Annotated in this window: 12 protein-coding genes; all 12 read right to left on the bottom strand. The window is 72.8% G+C overall.

Annotated elements, in window-relative coordinates; genetic code table 11:
* A partial coding sequence (locus ACWGE1_RS15440) for a condensation domain-containing protein (RefSeq protein ID WP_453421002.1) occupies positions 1-1,682 on the bottom strand: 1,682 nt, incomplete at its 3' end.
* The gene (locus ACWGE1_RS15435) at positions 1,679-6,730 is read right to left on the bottom strand and encodes an amino acid adenylation domain-containing protein (RefSeq protein ID WP_453421001.1); all 5,052 of its coding nucleotides are present in this window, start codon (positions 6,728-6,730) and stop codon (positions 1,679-1,681) included. The genes ACWGE1_RS15435 and ACWGE1_RS15440, both read right to left, overlap by 4 nt.
* A 47-nt stretch (positions 6,731-6,777) precedes the next feature.
* Positions 6,778-6,996 (bottom strand): MbtH family protein, encoded by a 219-nt coding sequence (locus tag ACWGE1_RS15430; protein WP_453421000.1) that lies wholly within the window; start codon positions 6,994-6,996, stop codon positions 6,778-6,780.
* Positions 6,997-7,076: 80 nt separating this feature from the next.
* Positions 7,077-8,066: a 2,3-diaminopropionate biosynthesis protein SbnB gene (gene sbnB, locus ACWGE1_RS15425; protein WP_453420999.1), complete on the bottom strand. Its 990-nt coding sequence runs from the start codon at positions 8,064-8,066 to the stop codon at positions 7,077-7,079.
* A 2-nt stretch (positions 8,067-8,068) separates the two neighbouring features.
* Positions 8,069-9,052 carry a 2,3-diaminopropionate biosynthesis protein SbnA gene (sbnA, locus tag ACWGE1_RS15420; RefSeq protein ID WP_453420998.1) on the bottom strand — a complete coding sequence of 328 codons (984 nt, stop codon included), beginning with the start codon at positions 9,050-9,052 and terminating at the stop codon, positions 8,069-8,071.
* Positions 9,053-9,309: 257 nt separating this feature from the next.
* Entirely contained in the window at positions 9,310-11,571 is a 2,262-nt protein-coding gene (locus ACWGE1_RS15415; RefSeq protein ID WP_453420997.1) for an MMPL family transporter, read from the bottom strand.
* Between the two features lie 70 nt (positions 11,572-11,641).
* Positions 11,642-12,973, bottom strand: a complete 1,332-nt coding sequence (locus ACWGE1_RS15410) for a condensation domain-containing protein (RefSeq protein WP_453420996.1) — start codon at positions 12,971-12,973, stop codon at positions 11,642-11,644.
* Positions 12,970-13,239, bottom strand: coding sequence for an acyl carrier protein (locus tag ACWGE1_RS15405; RefSeq protein WP_453420995.1), 270 nt, complete (start codon positions 13,237-13,239; stop codon positions 12,970-12,972). Before ACWGE1_RS15405 ends, ACWGE1_RS15410 begins: the two co-directional genes overlap by 4 nt.
* A 131-nt stretch (positions 13,240-13,370) precedes the next feature.
* Positions 13,371-15,095, bottom strand: coding sequence for an acyl-CoA dehydrogenase family protein (locus tag ACWGE1_RS15400; RefSeq protein WP_453420994.1), 1,725 nt, complete (start codon positions 15,093-15,095; stop codon positions 13,371-13,373).
* Complete coding sequence (locus ACWGE1_RS15395) at positions 15,092-16,963, bottom strand: acyl-CoA dehydrogenase family protein (RefSeq protein WP_453420993.1); 1,872 nt, start codon at positions 16,961-16,963, stop codon at positions 15,092-15,094. Before ACWGE1_RS15395 ends, ACWGE1_RS15400 begins: the two co-directional genes overlap by 4 nt.
* Positions 16,960-18,765 carry a fatty acyl-AMP ligase gene (locus tag ACWGE1_RS15390; protein WP_453420992.1) on the bottom strand — a complete coding sequence of 602 codons (1,806 nt, stop codon included), beginning with the start codon at positions 18,763-18,765 and terminating at the stop codon, positions 16,960-16,962. The genes ACWGE1_RS15395 and ACWGE1_RS15390 overlap by 4 nt, the downstream gene beginning before the upstream one ends.
* A 211-nt stretch (positions 18,766-18,976) precedes the next feature.
* Positions 18,977-19,687 carry a response regulator gene (locus ACWGE1_RS15385; RefSeq protein ID WP_453420991.1) on the bottom strand — a complete coding sequence of 237 codons (711 nt, stop codon included), beginning with the start codon at positions 19,685-19,687 and terminating at the stop codon, positions 18,977-18,979.
* Positions 19,688-19,740 lie beyond the last annotated feature (53 nt).

Genomic DNA, 19,740 nt, shown 5'->3' with positions numbered 1-19,740 from the left:
GAGCGTTCCAGGCACAGGCCGACCAGGGTCTCCGGGCCGGCGCCCTTGGCGCGCAGGACGTGCGCGATCCGGTTCGCCCGGGCGTTCAGCTCCGCATAGCTCAGCTCGACACCTTCGAAGGAGAGCGCGGTGCCGTCCGGTGTCCGCGCCACCTGCTCCTCGAACACCTCGTGCACCCGGCGCGTCACCGGTACCGTCTCGGCGTCACCGGTCAGCAGGGCCAGTTCCTCGTCGCCGATGACCCCGATGGAGGAGAGCCGGGACTGCGGAGCGTCCGCGATGCCGGTGAGCAGGCGCAGCAGGTGCCCGGCCATCCGCTCGATCGTGCGGCGGTCGAAGAGGGAGGTGGCGTACTCCAGGTGCCCGGAGAGGGTGCCGTCGCCGGCCTCCTTGATCTGGAGGTCCAGGTCGAACTTGGCGATCCGGCTCGTGCCCTCGTACGGGGTCACCGCGATGCCCGGCAGGTCGAAGGCGGCCGTCCGCTCGCCGTGCATGGTGAAGGCGACCTGGAACACGGGCGTGCGGGAGAGGTCGCGCTCCGGCTTGAGCTCCTCCACCAGGCGGGTGAAGGCGAGGTCCTGGTGGTCGTACGCGTCGAGCACGGTGGAGCGGGTGTCGGCGAGCAGGCCCGCGAAGGAGGGGTCGCCGTCCAGGCTGCCGCGCAGCACCAGGCTGTTGATGCCGTAGCCGATGAGCTGCTGGAGCTCGGGCCGGCCGCGGCCGGAGACGACCGTGCCGACGGCGATGTCGCCGCTGCCGGTGTACTTCGAGAGCAGGGTCTGCCAGGCGGCGAGGAAGGTCATGAACAGCGTGGCGTCGTGGCGGTGGGCCAGCGTCCGCAACCGTGCCGCGAGCTCGTCGGGGACGGTGAAGGCGACGGCGTCACCGGCGCCGTCGCGTACGGCGGGGCGCGGCCGGTCGGTGGGCAGTTCCAGCGGGGCCAGCCCGGCGAGGCGGTCCTTCCAGTGGCCGAGGTGGCGGTCGAGGACCTGGCCGGTCACCTCGGTGCGCTGCCAGGCGGCGTAGTCGGCGTACTGGACGGGCAGCGGGGCGGGCTCGGCGCCGGCGTACAGCTCGCCGATCTCCTGGCCGATGACGCCGATGGACCAGGCGTCGCAGGCGATGTGGTGGAAGACGACGGCGAAGACGTGCTCGTCCGCGGCGAGGCGGATGAGCCGGGCCCGGACGGGCCATTCGCGGGCCAGGTCGAACGGGCGGTCCAGGTCGGCCCGGACGAGCGCACGGGCCTGCGCCTCGTCGGCGGCTTCGGTGCGCTCCAGCAGCTGTGCCCGGGGGGCGTCGATCAGCTGGACGGGCTCGTCGCCGTCGAGGCCGTAGCGGGTGCGCAGGATCTCGTGGCGTGCGACGAGGCGCTGCCAGCCGGTGTCGAGGGCGTCGGCGTCGAGGGGGCCGCGCATCCGCAGGACGAGCGGGACGTGGTACTCGGCGGACTCGGGCTCCAGGCGGCTGAGGAACCACATCTGCTGCTGGCCGTAGGAGAGCGGCAGGGGCTGCTCCCGGTCGGCACGGGCGATCCCGGTGGTGCGCCGGGCGGCGCCGGCCCGCCCGGCGAGGCGGCGGCGCAGCAGTTCGGCGCGCAGTGCTGCCGCGTCGCCCGCGGTGGTGTCGTCCGTACCGGACGAACGGGCCACCACGGCCTGCTCCATCTCACCGGTGCTCATGCGTTGTGCTCCTTGGTCAGCGAGGCGTCGTTGAAGAGTTGGGCGTCGGGGAGGGCTTCGAGCTGGGCGCGGATGCGCTCCTCGACGGCGACCGCGAGGCGGGCGACCGTCGGGCCTTCGAAGACCGCGCGGACGGTGAAGTCGATCTCGAACTCCTCCTGAATGCGCGAGATCAGGCGGATGGCGAGGATGGAGTTGCCGCCGACGTGGAAGAAGTTGTCGTGCGCTCCGGCCCGGACTCCGAGGAGCTCGTGCCAGATCTCGGCGATCAGTTCCTCGGCGGGCCCGCTCGGTGCGGTGGAGGCGGAGTCCGGGGCCCGGTCGCCGGCGGCCGGGAGGGCCTTGCGGTCGACCTTCCCGTTGGCGTTGAGGGGGAGGGCCTCCAGGGCGGTGAAGGTCGCCGGGACCATGTACTCGGGGAGGTGGGCCGCCAGGTGGTCGGCGAGGCCGTCGGGGACCTCGCCCGGGGTCGCGGTGACCACGTACGCGGCGAGTTCGCCGTCGTCGGTGGTGGTGACGAAGGCCTCGCGGACGCCGGAGTGGCCGGTCAGCGTGGACTGCACCTCGCCGAGCTCGACTCGGTAGCCGCGGATCTTGACCTGGTCGTCGGTGCGGCCGAGGAAGTGGATCTGGTCGTCGCCGCCGCGGCGGACCAGGTCTCCGGTGCGGTAGCAGCGTGCGCCGGCCGGGCCGAACGGGTCGGGCAGGAAGCGCTCGGCGGTCAGGTCGGGGCGTCCGGCGTAGCCGCGTGCCACACCGGTTCCGCCGACGTACAGCTCCCCGGTGGCTCCGGTCGGTACGGGCCGCATCGCCGGGTCCAGGACGTACATCCGCATGTTCGGCAGCGGTCGGCCGATGGGCAGGACGACCGCACCGGTGTGCTGTGGCACCGGGTAGATGCTGGTGCCCACGGATGCCTCGGTGGGCCCGTACTCGTTGATCAGCCCGGTGTGTGCGGCCAGTTCCCGCCAGCGGTGGAGCGTGGTGGCGGTGAAGGCCTCGCCGGCGACGACGAGCAGCGGGGCGAGGTCGCCCGCCTCGGTGGGGGTGAGCTGGTGGGTCAGGATGTCGAGGTGGCCGGGGGTGAGCTTGATGAAGCTGAACGGTCCGGCGGCCACGAGGCGCTTGCCGAGCTCGGAGAGGTCGCTGTCCTGGGGCAGCAGGGTCAGCGGCTGGCCGCAGGCGAGCGGCGCCCACAGGTTGGGGACGACGAGGTCGAAGGCGACCGAGGAGAACAGCGGTGCTCCGCCGGTGCCGGCCGCGGCCAGCTCCCGTACGGCCCAGGCGACGTGGTTGACGAGTCCCCGGTGGGGTACCTCGACGCCCTTGGGCAGGCCGGTCGAGCCGGAGGTGAAGATGACGTACGCGAGCCCGTCCAGGTCGTTCGTCCGCGCCGGGGCGGTGTCGGGGCCGAAGTCGGCGGCGGCGTCCGCCGTGTCCACCAGGACCAGCTGGATGCCGGTGCCGGTGCCGGTGCCGTCGGCCGAGGCCGTGGTGGCCGTGCCGGTGAAGCGGTCCGCGTACCGGGTCCCGGTCACCGCGAGCGCCGTACCGGCGGTGGCGGTGATCTGCGCGATCCGCTGCGCCGGGTAGGAGGGGTCGACGGGGACGTAGGCCGCGCCCGCCTTCCACACCGCGAGGAGGGCCGTGACCAGCTCGGGTCCGCGGTCGAGGAGGACCGCGACGGGTGCGCCGGTCCCCGCGCCGCCGGCGAGCAGCCGGTGGGCGAGCCGGTTGGCGGCGGTGTCCAGCGCGCCGTAGGTCAGCGTGCCCGTGTCGAAGACCAGGGCGGTCGCTTCGGGGGTGCGGGCCGCCCGGTCCTCGAAGTGTTCCAGGACGGTCCGGTCCCCGAGGCCCCCGAGGTCCTCGTACGCGGTGTCGTCCCAGCGCAGTTCGGCCAGCTCGGCCCCGCCGAGCAGCGGCACCTCGCCGAGCGGTGTGCCGGGCCGGGCGGCGACCGCGTCCAGCAGGGTGACGAGCTGGGCGGACATGCGGCGGACGGTCGCGGTGTCGAACAGCGAGGTGGCGTACTCGAGGACGCCTTCGAAGGAGCCGTCCGCGCACTGCCGCAGGAAGAGGGAGAGGTCGGTCTTGGCGACCCGCCAGGCGGCCGCGAAGGCGTCCAGGTCCTCAGCCGCCATCTCCACGCTGGTGACGCCCTCGCTGTGCAGGTCGAAGGCGACCTGGTACAGCGGGGTACGGGAGAGGTCGCGCTCGGGCTGGAGCTCCTCCACGATCCGCTCGAAGGGCAGTTCCTGGTGGGCGAAGGCGGTCTGCGCGGTGTCGCGGACCCGGACCAGGGCCTCGGTGAAGCCGATGTCCTCGTGCAGTCCGCAGCGGATCACCAGGGAGTTCAGGAAGAAGCCGACGGTGCCCTCGACCTCGGGACGAAGGCGGCCGGCGACCGGGGTGCCGACGGGTACGTCCCACTGGCCGGTCCAGCGGGCCATGAGCAGGGCGAAGCCGGTGAGGAGGGTGACGAAGGGGGTGGCGCCGTGCTCGCGGCCGAGCTCGACGAGCCGGGCGGAGGTCTCGGGGGAGATGCGGACCGGCAGGACGGCTCCGCGCGGGTCGCGGGTGGCGGGGCGCGGACGGTCGGTGGGGAGTTCGATGGGGGCCATGGCGTCCAGGACGGTGCGCCAGTGGGCGAGTTCGGTGGCGGCGTAGGTGTCGGTCAGCCGGTTGTGCTGCCAGGTGCCGTGGTCGGCGTACTGGACCTGCGGCAGGGGCGCGTCCGGCGCGCGGCCGGCGGCGTGGTCGGCGCACAGGGCGCGCAGTTCGCGTTCCAGGACGACCGTGGACCAGCCGTCGCAGGCGATGTGGTGGAACGTGAGGAGCAGGACGTGCTCCTCACCTTCGATGCGGGCCAGCAGGGCCCGCCACAGCGGGCCGGCGGCGAGGTCGAAGCCGCGGGCGAACTGCTGGTCGAAGAGGGTGGCGAGGTCCTCGCGGCGGGTGTCCTCGACGCGCAGTTCGACGCCGGTCGCGGGGTCGATGACCTGGTAGGGCTGGCCGCCGGTCTCCAGGTAGCGGGTGCGCAGCGCCTCGTGGCGTACGGCGAGGTCGTTCAGGGCGCGCTGGAGGACGTCGGCCGTGGTGTCGGCGGGCAGGCGCAGGAAGAGCGGGGCGACCCATTCGGTGCTGCCGGGGTTCATCCGGTCGAGGAACCACAGGCCGCGCTGGCCGGAGGAGAGCGGCAGTTCGCCGTCGCGGGGGACGGGGACGACGGGCTGGTCGGCCGGTCCGGTCCGGCGGACGAGATCGGCCTGGGCGGCGACGGTGGTGGCGGAGAACAGGCCGCGCAGGGATATCTGTTCGCCGGAGGCGGCGCGCAGCCGGGCCGCGAGGCGGGTCAGCTGGAGGGAGGTGCCGCCGAGGGCGAAGAAGTTGTCGTCCGCGCCGACGCGCTCGCGCCCCAGCAGTTCGGCCCAGACGCCGGCCACGAGCTCCTCGGCCGCGTCGCGGGGGGCGACGAAGGCGTCGCCGGTGCTCTGCTGCGGCTCCGGGAGGGCCAGGGCGGCGCGGTCGATCTTGCCGTTTGGGGTGAGGGGGAAGGCGTCGGGGAAGGCGAAGAAGGAGGGGACGTGGCTGTCGGGCAGCCGGTCCCGGAGGTAGCGGCGCAGTTCGTCCGCGCCGGGGGCGCCGAGGGCGCCGTCGACGGTGAGGTGGGCGGCGAGCCGCTTGCCGGCATCGGTGGCGTGGGCGGTGACGGCGACGCCGGTGACCTGCGGGTGGGCGGAGAGCACGGCCTCGATCTCGCCGGGCTCGATCCGGACACCGTTGATCTTGACCTGGTGGTCGAGGCGGCCGATGTACTCCAGGGTGCGGTCGGAGCGCCAGCGCACCAGGTCGCCGGTGCGGTACAGGCGGGAGCCCGCGGGGCCGTACGGGTCGGGGACGAAGCGCTCGGCGGTCAGGTCGGGCCGGCCGAGGTAGCCACGGGCCACGCCGGGGCCGCCCGCGTACAGCTCGCCGGGGGTGCCGAGGGGGACCGGTTCGCCGGTCGGGCCGAGTACGAGGACACGCATCCCGGAGAGCGGGCGGCCGATGGGGACGGGGCCGGAGTCCTGCTCGGGGGCGACGGGCTGCGCGGTGACGTCGATGGAGCACTCGGTGGGGCCGTAGGTGTTCCAGACGGCCGTGCCGGGTCCGGCCGCCTTCCGTGCGGCGGCGACGAGCTCCCCGTACAGGGGCTCTCCGGCGCAGAACAGCAGGCGCAGGGCGGAGCAGCCGCTCCAGTCGCCCTCGGCGACGAGCAGGCGCAGGACGGAGGGGACGACCTGGAGGACCGTGACGCCGTGGTCGGCGACGGCGCGCAGCAGGGCGGCGGGGTCGCGCTCGGCCCCGGCGGGGGCGATCACGACGGTGGCTCCGGTGACCAGGGGGGCGAAGACCTCCCAGCCCGCGGCGTCGAAGCCGACGGAGGTCTTGAAGAGGATGCGGTCGCCCGGGGAGAGGGCGTGGGTCCGGGCCGTCCAGTCGACCCGGTTGGCGATGCCGGCGTGGGTCACGGCGACCGCCTTGGGGCGGCCGGTGGAGCCGGAGGTGAAGATGACGTAGGCGAGCGAGTCGGGATCGGTGGCCCCGGCCCCGGCCCCGTGCGCGTCCGCCCCGGCCCCGTGCGCGTCGGCCCCGTGCGCGTCCACCCCGGCCCCGTACTCGTCCGGCTCCGTGAGCGGGAGGGGTGTGGCACCGCCGTCGCGCACCGCGTCGGCCACCTCGGCCTCGGCGATCACGAGGGCGGCGCCACTGTCGCGAACGAGTCCGCCGAGCCGCGCGGCCGGGTGGCCCGGGTCCAGCGGGACGTAGGCGGCGCCGGACTTCCAGACGCCCAGGAGTGCGGTGACCAGCCCGGCTCCGCGCTCCATGGCGACGCCGACGGTGACGTCGGGACCGGCTCCCAGACCTCGCAGACGGTGCGCCAGCCGGGAGGCGGCGCGGTCCAGTTCCCGATAAGTCACCTTCCGCTTCCCGTCGACGACGGCGATGGCGTCCGGTGTCCGGCGCGCCTGCTCGGCGAAGCGTTCCGGCAGCAGTGCGGTGTTCACGGTTACTACTCCTGTCAAAGGCCCGGGCAATGAGAAGCGGAAAGGGGTCAGGCCACGTCGGCCTGGGCCATGCGCTCGCGCAGGCTCAGGGGGCGCATGTCGGTCCAGACCTCGGCGATGCGGGCGAGGCACTGCTCGCGGGTACCGGTGGTGCCCTCGGTGTGCCAGCCGGCCGGGATCTCACGGTCGGCCCACCAGATCGAGTACTGCTCCTCGTCGTTGCGGACGACGTGGTAGGTGCGGTCGTCGGTCTGCTCGGTGCTCAATTTCGGCTCCTGGTAAGGGATTTCGGATGACGGGACATTGCGGAACAGGGCGGAACGGGGTGGAGCGGGGCGGGGTGCGCTCAGGCCGGCAGGAAGCCGTCGACCCGAACGCCCAGGCCCTTGTCGCGGGCTGCGGTGACCACGGCCTCGGCGAGCGCGAGGTCCAGCACGCCCAGGCCGAAGGGGGAGAAGACGACGGTGCGGGCCGGGTCGAAGCGGGGCGCGTCGTCGTGGAGGAGTTCGCCGATGGAGGCGTCGATGAACCCGCGGTTGCCGCTGAGGCGTTCGGCCAGGTCCAGCGAGGTGTTCTCGCGGCAGACGTGGTCGGGGTCGTCGACGACGTTGTGCACGTCGAGCAGGGCCTCGGGCAGCAGGTCGCGCAGCGAGATGTGCAGGACCACCGTGCCGGGGGTCACCGCGTCCAGGCCGATGTGCGGGGTGCCCGCGGTGGTCGCGAAGGAGACCAGTCCGTGGGCGCCGAGCGCGGCCTCGACGGTGGGCGCCTGGGCGACGGTGAGGGACGGGTCCAGTCCGGCGATCCTGGCTCCGAACTCCCGGGCCCGCTCCGGGGACCGGTCGTAGAGGGTGACCGTGCGCAGCTCGGGCAGGGTGGCGGTCAGGTGCCGCAGGATCTCCAGGTTGATGACGCCGCAGCCGATGAGGGCGACGCCGTCGCGGCGGCGGTCCTGCGTCAGCAGCCGGGCGGCGAGGGCCGCACTGGCCGCCGTACGCCGGGCGGAGATGACCGACCCCTCGACGAGGGCCTCGGGGTGGCCGGTCTCCAGCGAGTTGAGCAGGAGCGCGGCGCTGGCGCGCTGCAGGCCGTGCTCGATGTTGCCGGGGAAGGAGGAGATCCACTTCATGCCGGCCACCGGGCGGTCCCCGCCGCGGAAGGCGGGCAGTCCGATGATCCGGTCGCGCGGCCGGTCCGGGAAGCGCAGGAACACCGAGTGCGGTACCACGGTGTCGCCCGCGGAATGCAGCCGATAGGCGTCCGCGACGGCTGCTACGTTCTCCGGCTCGCGGCCGTCGAGAACGGCCTCGACGTCGGAATGGGTGAGGATGAGCACGTTCAGTCCTTCCACAGGTGGCTTATTTCGCCGAAATGGCGGCTCACCCATGCGTCGGAATAGATGGTGTCGAGATAACGGTCGCCGCCGTCGGGGAAAATCAGTACACAATTCGATCCGTCCGGGATCCGGTCCCGGAGTTTCTGCAGTGCGGCGACCGTGGCGCCCGAGGAGCCGCCTGCGAGAATGGCCTCCCGGCCGACGATCCGGCGGCAGGCGACCACGCATTCGAGGTCGGTGACGTGGACGATCTCGTCCGCGGCGTTCGGGTCCATGAGCGGCGGCACCACCGAGGCGCCGTGCCCGGGGATCAGCCGCTGCGCCGGCTCCTGGCCGAAGATCGCGCTTCCCTCGGCGTCGACGGCCACCACGGTGGTGTCGAGGCCCTGGCGGCGGATGTGCTCGGTGCAGCCCCGCAGGGTGCCGAAGGTGCTGACCGAGGCGAAGAGGTAGTCCACGCGGCCGTCGAGCGCGAGCTCGATCTCCCGCATGGTGGTCTCGTGCGCCTTGGGGTTGAGCAGGTTGGCGTACTGGTTGGCGCAGAAGGCGTTCGGGAGGGAGTCCACGATCTCGCGCACCCGGGCGAGGCGCAGCGGGAGGTACTCCGAGGTGACCGGGTCGCGCTCGGTGATCACCTCCACCTCGGCCCCGTAGGCCGCCAGGATGGCCAGGTTCTGCTCGGTCGTCTTTCCGTCGACCACGCAGATGAACCGCAGGCCGAGGTAGCGGCAGATTTGCGCCATGCCGACCGCGAGGTTCCCGGAGCTGGACTCCACCACGACCGAGCGGCCCGGGACGAGCGTCCCGTCACGGACGGCGTCGATCAGCATGCGGAATGCCGACCGGTCCTTGATGCTGCCGCCGGGATTGAATCGTTCGACCTTGGCGAAGATCCTGGAACCGAAACTCGGGAGAAGCCCTTCCAGTTCCACCAGGGGAGTGTTTCCTATGGTGGCCAGAATTCCCTTGTACGGCCTGTCCGGCATGGCTGCCCCTTCATGGAAAAGACAAGGCTTCGATTGCTTCGATTACTCTGTCTGACGTTCTTGATTATGGTTGGTATTTCTATACGGCGACTATGAGACACCGTGACCGGAAAACATTCCGGACGGCCGGGGCCGGCCTTTTGCGCTGCGGCGGGCCCCGGCCGTGCGAGGGAATGCTTCAGGAGTGCCCGGAGCGGGCGTCGGGTGTGCGGGCAGGCCTGCGTCGGGCCTGCCCGCAGACCTGCCTCAGGCGTGCGTCAGCGCTCGGCGGCGAGCACGGCGGCCGGCTTCGCCACCGGCTCGGGCGTGCTCTCGCCGCCCTCCAGGCTCACGCCGGGCAGCCACTGGAGCCAGCGCGGCATCGACCAGCTGGCCTCGCCGAAGAGGGCGAGCGCGGCCGGCAGCAGGATGCCGCGGACCACGGTGGCGTCGATGAGCACGGCCGTGCCGAGGCCCACGCCGACCATCTTGTAGTCGATCGCGGACAGCGTCCCGAAGACCGCGAACACGCCGACCATGACGGCTGCCGCACTGGTGACCACGCCCGCGCTGCGCGAAATGCCGTCGATCACGGCCTGCTTGGTGCTCAGCCCCGTCGCGCGGTACTCGCGCACCCGGCTGAGGATGAACACGTGGTAGTCCATGCTCAGTCCGAAGAGCGTGACGAACATGAAGAGCGGCAGCCAGCTCACCACCGCGCCGTAGGAATGGAAGCCGAGCAGCCCGGACAGGTGGCCGTCCTGGAAGACCAGGGTGAGCACGCCGTACGCCGATCCGATCGACAGCAGGTTCAGCAGGATCGACACGACCGGGATGACCAGCGACCGGAAGGCCGCCGCGAGCAGCAGGAAGGACAGCAGCACCACGAAGCCGAAGACGTACGGGACGCGGTCGGCGAGGGTGTTGTTGAAGTCCTCCTGCTTGGCGGTGTCGCCCTGTACGGCGAACTCCAGGCCGTCGACCTTGCCGAGCGAGGCCGGCAGCGCGTTCTCGCGCAGCTCGGTGAGCGCCGCGACCGACTCCGCGTCCTTGCCGTCACCGGCCAGCGGCACCCGGATCACCATCAGCTTGCCGTCGGCGATCAGCGAGGTGTCGACGGGCGTCCGCAGCTTGCCGCCACTGCGGGTGACCTGTTCGCGCAGCGCCTCGACGGCGCCGGTGACCTCGGGTCCGGCGAGGTTCTCGCCGCGCACGACGATCTCGGCGGGCTTGATGTCGATGGGGAAGGCGTCCTGGAGCCGCTCCAGCGCCTGGAGCGCGGGCACGTCCGTGGGCAGCCGGTGCTTGAGGTCGGGGTCCGACAGCTTCATGCCGGCGGCCGGTACGGCGAGCAGGGCGAGCAGGATCGCGACGCTGCCGCCCCACAGCAGGGGGCGGCGTACGACCATGCGGACCAGGCCGCCCCAGACGCGGGAGTCGCGGACCTCCGTACGGCGGCCGAGGAAGGGCAGCCGCCAGTTGTCGACGCGCTCCCCCAGCCAGGACAGCGTCGCGGGCAGCACGGTGACGGAGCTGACGACGGCCACGCCGACCACGGCGATGGTGCCGACCGTGATCCCGGTGAAGGTCTCCACCCCGGTGAAGAACAGCCCGGCGACCGAGGCCATGACGGTCAGGCCGGACACCACCACGGCCTTGCCGGAGGTGCGGCCCGCCGTCAGCAGGGCCGTGTCCACGTCCTGGCCCACCGAGCGCTCCTCGCGGGCCCGGCGCAGGTAGAACAGGGTGTAGTCGACGCCGACCGCCATGCCGATCAGCAGCACCACCGAGGGCGTGCTGTCACCGATGGCGATCCACCTGCCCGCGAACATCAGCAGGGCCATGCCGGTCAGGACCGACACCAGGGAGAGCAGCACCGGCAGGCCGGCCGAGATGAGGGAGCCGAAGACCACCGCGAGGATGATCAGGGTCAGCGGGATCGAGAGGATCTCGGCCCGCTGGAAGTCCTTCTTCTTGATGTCGTTGATGGCCAGGCTGACGCTCGCCGCGCCCGTCTCGGTGACGGTCACGTCCGGGTGCGCCTGCTGCTGGGCCAGCACGGCCCGCTGGATGGGCTCCATGGTCCGGCCGGTCACCGAGAACTTGACGATCGCGGAGCGGCCGTCGGGCGAGACGAAGCGGGAGGCGGCGGCCGCGCTGTCGGTCGGCGACTTCACGTCCGAGACGGACTCCGCGCCGGTGACGTCCTTGCCGAGCCCGCGCAGTGCCTCCGCGATCTCCTTGGCGGCCTTGGCCATCGCCGGGTTGTCGGCGTAGGCCCCGTCTCCGGGCTTGGCCTCGATCAGGATGCTCTCCTGCGGCGGCGAGTAGACCATCGCCTCGTCGAGCATCTGCTGCGCGCGGCCGGTGTCACCCGGTGCGTGCTCGGTCCTGGCCGTGCTGCCGAGGCCCGCGCCGAGCGCGATGGCGAGGACGACGAGTCCGAGCCAGCTCAGTACGGCGCGTTTGCGGTGGTGGATGCTCCAGCTCGTGATCCGGTCGACCAGGGGCCGCTTGGGGGATCCGGGTGCGGGTTTCATGCTGCTTCCTCAATCGTGGGGAGAAGGGCAGGAGGGGTCGTGGGGGCTTCGGTGGGTGCCGGGAACGGGGTCACCAGTCGTCTCCGGCGCCCAGGCTCAGCAGCTCCGAGAGCTGGGAGCCGTCGACGATGGCCACGTCGGACACGGCGGTGTCCGGGGCGTCGAGGGCGGTGTCGATCATCCGCAGGTAGCTGTCGGCGAACCGCTCGACGGTGGCCGGGTCGTACAGGTCGCTGGCGTAGCGGAAGACGATGGTGATCTCCTCCGCTCCGCCGCGCAGTTCGAGGTTCAGGTCGAACTGGCCCTCCATGTGGGGGAGGTCCATCAGCGACAGGCGCAGGCCCGCGTACTCGGTCCCGGCCGGGGAGACCAGGCCGGGCACGGGCAGCCGGTCGACGGCCACCAGGGTGGCCGCGAGCCTGAACTGCGGGGTGCGCACCGGGTGGCGCAGGTGCCGCAGGCCGCCGAGGAGCCCCTCGTGGGCGGCCCGGACGGCCTCGCCGACCGTGGTCCGCGGGGTGAACCGGGCCCGCAGGGGGATGGAGTTGACCAGGTAACCGACGAGTTCGGCCGTGCTGCCGCCGACCCGTGTGGAGGCGGGGCAGCCGATGACGAAGTCGTCCAGCGCGGTGGCCCGGTGCACGGCGGCCTGGAAGGTGCCCAGCAGCAGTCCGAAGGGCGTGACCCCGGTGCGTGCCGCCGTGGCGTTCAGCCGGCGCGCACGCTCGCTGGACAGTGCCCGCGTGTATGAGGCCCCGCGCAGCACCGGCGCGTCCGGACGGGGGTGGTCGGGGGTGAGGGCGGCCGCGGCGGCGCCCGACTGGGTCCGGTGCCAGTGCTGTTCGGCCCGTTCCCGCGACGGGCTGTCCGCGAGCTCCAGCTCGGCCTCGACCTGGTCGGCGTAGGTGGTGCGCAGCGCGGCGCGCGGCGTCCCGGCGTAGGCGTCGAGCAGGTCGCGCAGCATCAGCCACTGGCTGGTGGCGTCGGTGACGATGTGGTGCGCGGACAGCACGAGGGCGGCGTCGTCCGGGGTGCGGCGCAGCAGCGTCACACGGAACGGCCACTCCCGCGCGAGGCGGAAGGGCGCCGCCCCGGCGGTCCGCGCCAGCTCCTCCAGCCGGGTGTCCGTGACCTCTCCGACGTCGTGCACGTCGAGCGGTACGGAGCCGTCCGGGCGCGGCACGCCATGGGCGCGGCCGCCCCGCTCGGCGAAGACGCAGTGCAGCGGCTCGTGCCGGCGGGCCAGCGCGGCGACGGCCCGGCGCAGGGCGGACTCGTCCAGTGCGGTGCGGACCCGGACGGCGACGAGCACGTTGTAGGCGTCGCTGTCGGGGGCGAGCCGGTGCAGGAACCACATCGCCTCCTGGCCTGCGGAGAGCGGGAGTTCGCGGAGCTCGCTCACCGCTTGGCCAGTTCTTCGGCGAGATGGGCGGTGAGCGCGTCGACGGTGGGGTGGTCCCAGGCCAGGGTCGGCTCGACGAGCAGGCCGAAGCGGTCCTCGACGTCGCCGCACAGGGTCAGGGCGTAGACGGAGTCGAGACCGATCTCGACGAGCCGCCCGGCGGTGTCGATCTCGTCGGCGGGGCGCTCCAGGTAGAACGCGACGCGCTCGACGAGCCAGTCCTGGATCTCCTGCGGGCCGGTGGTGGTGGCGTTGGGGTGGGACATGAGTGAACTCCAAATATGAGCAAATGTGGATGAAAGGGATATCGGTGGGCGTGGCGGGTCAGGCCGAGGTCGTCCGGTCGGCCGGGTCGGCCGGGTCGGTCTGGAGCAGGGCTCAGCGGCGGCGGCCCGGGTCAGCCGGCCATGGGGACGGCAGCCGTGTCGAAGCTGCGCCGGTCCTCGAACCGCGCGAGCAGCTCGGCCCACACCCGGTCCTCGACACCGGCCGCGAGCGGCCCGCCCGAGCGGCCCAGCCGCCCCGCCAGCCGGTGCAGCGCACCGAGCAGCCAGGCCGGCGGCCCGTCCACCGCGGCCCCGGGCCGTACGCCGTGCCGCCAGTGGCCCAGGCAGGAGGCGGCGGCCAGGACGGCCGTGTACCGCTCGGCCAGCGCGAAGGAGCCGGGGCCCGCCGTCACCGTCCGGTCCCTGGGCCGCAGCCCGGCACACAGCCGGCGCAGCTCGGCCAGCTCGTCCGTGAACGCCGTGCACAGCGGCCCGAGCAGCGGGTCACCGGCGAACTCGGCGGCCGCGTCCAGCAGTTCCCCGCTGAGACCGTCGACTCCCCGGGCGTTCATCGCGAGCCGGCCGAAGTCAAGGTCCGGCAGATCCCCGCCGAAGCGGAACAGCTCGGGTGCCGCGGGCTGCGTACCGCCCCAGCTGCGCCCGGCCAGCTGCGCCAGCTGGGGGATGATCGTCGCCAGGCAGACCGTGCTGTTGGCGTGCCCGAAGGTCGCCGCGGGCAGGTCGCGCAGGTTCTTCTGGAAGATGCCGTACGGCCCGTCCCGCAGGTACGACCGCGCGCCGAGCAGCGTGGCCAGGCTGTGGCTGACCTCCTGGATCAGCTTGGGCACCAGGAACTTCGCGGCGGCCGTGTACACGCTGGTCTGGCCCGGCAGCACGTGCAGCGCCCGAGCCGCCGTCAGGGCCAGGCAGTCGCCCGCCAGCAGATCCAGGTAGGCGCCCACCAGCGTGGCCCGGGTGTACGGCAGCTCGGCGATCGGCATCCCGTAGAGCCGGCGCTCCAGCGCGAAGCGCAGGACGACGCGCAACTGGGTGTCCGCCCCGCCGATCGCGATGCCCGGCAGCACGCCCCGCGTGGTCTGGAAGGCCTTGAGGACGGTCTCCATGGCCCCTCCGGCATCGCCGACGATGCCGGTGATGCTGTCCTGCGCGACCTCGCACCCGTCGAACTGCACGCCGCCGATCCTGCAGCCCCGTACCCCGGCCGTGCCGAAGCGCGGCAGGTGGGTGCGGGAGTCGTCGGACAGCCCGCGCATGTCGACCATCACGTGGGAGTGACTGCGCGGGCCCGGAGCGTCCGAGGTCCGGGCGAGGAAGACCACGGCGTCGGCGCGGGCGAGGTTGTTGACGACCTGCTTGCCGCCGTCGAGCACCAGCGGGCCGGTGCCGTCCCCGGCCAGGCCCTCGCCCGAGGCGGTCAGCTCGACGCGGGTGAAGTCGTTGCCGTGCGCCAGCTCGTTGTAGCCGGCCGCGACCTTGCCGCCCGCCAGCAGCAGGTCGGCCATCCACAGCTGCTGCGCGGCGCTGCCCGATGCCCAGACGGGGGCCGCGGCGATGTAGTTGGTGACCCCGTAGCCCAGGCCCAGCGTGCCGTCGCGGCGGAAGACGCTGCGCAGGACCTGCACCATGCCGTCCGCCTGGACCAGCCGTCCGCCCAGCGCCCGGGGCACGAACTCGGCGTTGAGGCAGAACGCGTCGAGCATCCGCTCGCCCTCGGCGAGGATCTCGAGGCGCTCGTCCGAGGCCAGTACCGCCTCGTGGCCGAGGGGGTTGGCGGTGTCGTACGGGTCGCCGAACAGGGCCTCCAGCTCGGCCACGCGCTCCAGTGCGGTGCTCATCGCCCCTCCTCGCCGTCGCCACTGCCGCTGCTGCTCCCGTTGTCGCCGTCGCCGTCGCCGTCGCCGCCGTGCAGCAGCGACGGCGCGAGGCCGTCGCGGTGCTGCTCGGTCAGCCGCGCGATCAGCCGGTCGTAGGCCGTGAAGTCCTCTTCACCCGTGGGCCCGAGCTGCTCGGTGAGCCGGACCAGGCAGGCCTCCAGCCAGTCCGGGTGCTCCCAGACCGTGCCGGGGACCCCCCGTTCCTGCGGCCGGTTGCGCAGCCACAGCTGTATGCAGCAGGCCGCCTCGAACAGCAGCGTGTACCGCTTGGCCACGGCGAAGGCCTCGGCGGGCACGGTGCGGGCGGTCGGCCGGTGGTCGGCCATCTGCTCGTGGATCTCGTCGGCGGCGGCGCGCAGGCGCCCGGCCAGCACGCCGAGCGAGACCGGCAGCACCCCGTCCGCGGCGAGCAGCAGCAGCTCGTCGGTGGCCGCCGGGATGCTCTGCACCACGCTGCAGCCGTGCCGGGACAGCAGGGCGAGCCCGTCCCGGTCGAAGGCGGGCAGCGGATCGGAGAGGGTCACCGCGGCCGCCAGCCCGGCCTCGTCCACCCGGCCGTCGCGGTAGCCGCGCGCCAGCAGGGTGAACTGGTTGACGAGCATGTTGAGGTTCACCAGCGTGTTCCCGTCGAAAATGCTGACGATGCGGTGGTCGCGCTCCAGCTTCTGGAACTGCCCCTGCCGGTATCCGTCCGTCAGGAAGGCGCGGGCGCCCAGCAGCTGCCCCAGCCGTCCGATCAGCTGCTCCATCCCGGTCGGCACGGCGAACTTCGCGGCCGCCGAGATCACGCTCATCTCACCGGTGACCGCGTGGATGGACCGGCTCGCCACCAGCGCGGTGGCCTCCGCGACCAGCAGGTCCGCGTACGACTCGCCCAGGACCCGCCGGGTCTGCGGCAGGTCGATCAGCAGGCTGCCGTAGAGACGGTGCTCCAATGCGAACTCCAAGCCGAGGCGCAGGGCGTGGTCGGCGGCGCCCAGCGACAGCGCCGCGCACAGCGTGCGGGTCAGCTGCAGGCTGCCGAGCACCGTCTCCAGTCCCGTGCCCTCCTCGCCGATCAGCGCGGTACGCGGCAGGTGGGCGCCGGTCAGGGCGATCCCGCTGATGTCCGCGCCGCGGATGCCGTGCGTACGGGCGGCGGGCAGGCAGCGGTAGGCGTCCGGGCCGATCGCCTCCTTGTCGACCAGGAGCAGGCTCAGTCCGCGCGCCCCGCCGTCCGCGTCGGTGCGGGCGAGCAGCGAGATGAGCCGTCCCCGGGTGGCATTGTTGATCAGCCACTTCTCGCCGTGGACGGTGAATCCGTTCTCGGTGGGCGTGGCCGTCAGTTCGCCCGCCAGCAGGTCGCTGCCGTGTTCGCGCTCGGTCAGGCCCCAGGAGACGATCGCCCCGCCGGAGATCTCCCGGCCGAGCGCGCGGGCCTGTTCGGCCGAGCCCGCCACCCAGACGCACACCGCGCCCAGGAAGGTCTTGCCGTGGCCGATGGCGACGGTCAGGTCGCGGCGGGCCACGACGCGGATGAGCTGCAGGACGTCCTCGTAGCTGCGCAGCCGTCCGCCGTGCTCCACCGGCACGTAGTAGGACGGCAGGTCCAGGGAGTCCAGCAGCCGGCAGATGTCGGCCGGGAACTCCTCGCGCTCGTCGAGGGCCGCGCACCGCTCGTACGAGAACACCGCGGCCGGATCGGCCGGGTCGCCCAGCAGCCGGTCGAACTGCCGGGCCAGCGCGTGCGGCGGGTGGACCGGCGCCGGAGCGGGCCCCGGCCCGCCGGCGTCGTCGGCCGGCGCCGGCCCGGCGATGACCGCGGCGCCGCGGTACGGTCCGGCGCTCATGCCACGGCTCCGTCCGGGAGGGCGGCGGCGCGGAAGGCGTCGCGCACGGCCGGGTCCAGGACCTCGTGGAGCACCTCGATGCCGCTGCGCATGAACCGCTCGCGCATCAGCCCGCGGCGGATCTTGCCGCTGGTGGTCTTCTCCACGCGGCCCGGGCGCACCAGCACCACATTGGAGACGCGCGCGCCGAGCCGCTCGCCGATCAGCGACCGGATCGAGGCGGCGAGTTCGGCCGGGGTGACGCCGTCGAGACCGGCCGGGCGCACCTCCTGCACGATGACGAGCTGCTCCTGCGGCGCCGGGACCGAGAAGACGGCGGTGGCGAGGGAGGCCAGCGAGGGGTGGACGGTGCGCACGTCGCGCTCGATGTCCTGCGGGTACAGGTTCCGGCCGTTGACGATCATCATTTCCTTCAGGCGGCCGGTCACGTACAGCTCGCCGTCCAGGAAGGCCCCGAGGTCGCCGGTGCGCAGGAAGCCCGCCCCGTCCTCCTCGGAAGAGCCCGCGATGCGCGCCCGGAAGGTCTCCCGGGTCTGCTCCTCCTTGGCCCAGTAGCCGCGGGCGACGCTGCCGCCGCGCACCCAGATCTCACCGACCAGGCCGTCGGGGAGCGCCTCGGCGGTCTTCGGATCGACGATCCGGGCCTCCAGGTCGGACACCGTTCCACAGCTGACCAGCGGGGATCCGGGCCGGTCGGGAGCGACGGGGACCAGCGCGTCGCGCTCCAGCGCGGCCGCGTCGACACTCAGCACGAGCGGCTCGTCCTGCGGCTCCCGGCCGGAGATGAACAAGGTGGTCTCGGCCATGCCGTAGCAGGGCAGGAAGAACTCGGAGCGGAAGCCGGACGGGGCGAACCGCTTCGCGAACCGGTCGAGGACGGCCGGGTCGATGGGCTCGGCGCCGTTGCAGGCGACCCGCCAGCGCGACAGGTCCAGCCCGGCCACCTGCTCGTCGGTCAGCCGGCGCGCGCACAGGTCGTAGGCGAAGCTCGGCGCCGAGGTGATGGTGACCTGCTGCCGGGCGACGACCTCCAGCCACATGAACGGCCGCTTGAGGAAGTCCACGGCGGACATCAGCGTCGTGGTGAGGCCCAGGCGCAGCGGCATCAGCAGCAGTCCGATGAGCCCCATGTCGTGGTACATGGGCAGCCAGGAGCAGACCGAGTCCGAGGAGTCGATCCGCAGCCGGGTCCTGATCAGGTCGATGTTGTGCAGCAGGTTGCGGTGGCTGACCATCACGCCCTTGGGCTCGCTGGTCGAGCCCGAGGTGTACTGGAGGAAGGCGAGCGCCTCGCCGCCCGCCTCGCCGCCCGCGTCGCCGTCCGTGTGGACCGGACGCGACCACGCGGCTGCGTCGCCCGCGGCCTCGGTGGTGGCGACCGTCTCGCAGACCACCCCGTCGAGACCGTCCTCGCGCAGCCACGCGGTGATCTCATCGAGGTCGGCGCCGTCGGTGAGGACCGCCGTGACCCCGGCGTCCCTGGCGATGCCCGCGGTGCGTGCGAGGTGGTGGCGCTGTCCGCCGGGCTGCGGGGCCGGTACCGGTACGGCCCCCGCGTACATGCAGCCGAGGAAGGCCTTCACGAAGTCGAGGCCGGTGGGCAGCAGGAGCAGTACCCGGCTGCCCGGGAGCACGCCCAGGCCGGTGAGCCGGACGGCCACGCGGCGCGCCGCCGTGTCCAGTTCGGCGTAGGTGAGCCGTTCGTCCGGCAGACCGTGGCGGGCGAAGACCGCCGCCGGCCGCTCCGGTTGGTTCCGGGCATGCCGAACAATGAAATCCGGAAAGAATTCCGAGTGAGACAAGATTCCGCCCCAGAACAAATCGAAGAGGTGCGACCAGAAGCGCGGGGAAAGGGCGGCACGCAGCTGCGCGCCGACTCCCTCGATCCTGGCGATCCGCCGACCGGGCCGCCACAACTGGCGGCGACAGCAACTTGCAACGGCCGGAGACTGCACTTCGATCCGGTGGGGCGGGGCCGCGCCCGGGGTGGAGGGGCGCCCCGCGGGACGGCCGTCAGCCGGGGGCGACCAGCCCGGACTCGTAGGCGAAGACCACCGCGTGGATGCGGTCGCGCAGCTGGAGCTTGGCCAGCAGGTTGCGGACGTGGGTCTTCACCGTGTGCTCGCTGACCACCAGCGAGGCGGCGATCTCCGCATTGGACATGCCCTGCGCGATCAGGCGCAGGGTCTCCTCCTCGCGGGCGGTGAGCTGCGCCAGCAGGGGGTGCTCCCCGGGGTCGCAGGCCGGTGCTCCGGGCCGGTGCTCCGCGGATTCCCCGGCGGCGGGCGGGGTGGTACGGGCTCCCGTACGGGCGTAGTCGGCGATCAGCCGGCGGGTGATCGAAGGGGCCAGCAGCGCGTCACCGGCCATCACCACCCGCACCGCGTTGACCAGTTCGTCCCTGCGCACGTCCTTGAGCAGGAAGCCGCTGACCCCGGCCTGGAGCGCGGCGTGCACGTACTCGTCCAGGTCGAAGGTGGTCAGCATGATGACCTTGCAGTCGCTCTCCCGGCAGACGATGCGGGCCGCGTCCAGGCCGTCCATCACCGGCATACGCACGTCGAGGAGCGCCAGGTCGGGGCGGTGCTCGCGGACGGCGGCGACGGCCTCCGCACCGTTGGCGGCCTCGGCCACCACCTCGATGTCCGGCTGGGCCCCCAGGATCATCGCGAAGCCGCCCCGGACCAGGTCCTGGTCGTCGGCCACCACGACACGAATCGGCACGTCACATCTCCCTTGCGGCGTTGCGGCGTTGCGGCATTGCGGGTCTGCGGCGT

The organism is Streptomyces sp. NPDC054932 (assembly GCF_053610205.1).
Note: the sequence above shows the minus strand (reverse complement) of the source record. Positions and strands in the feature narration are given on the sequence as shown.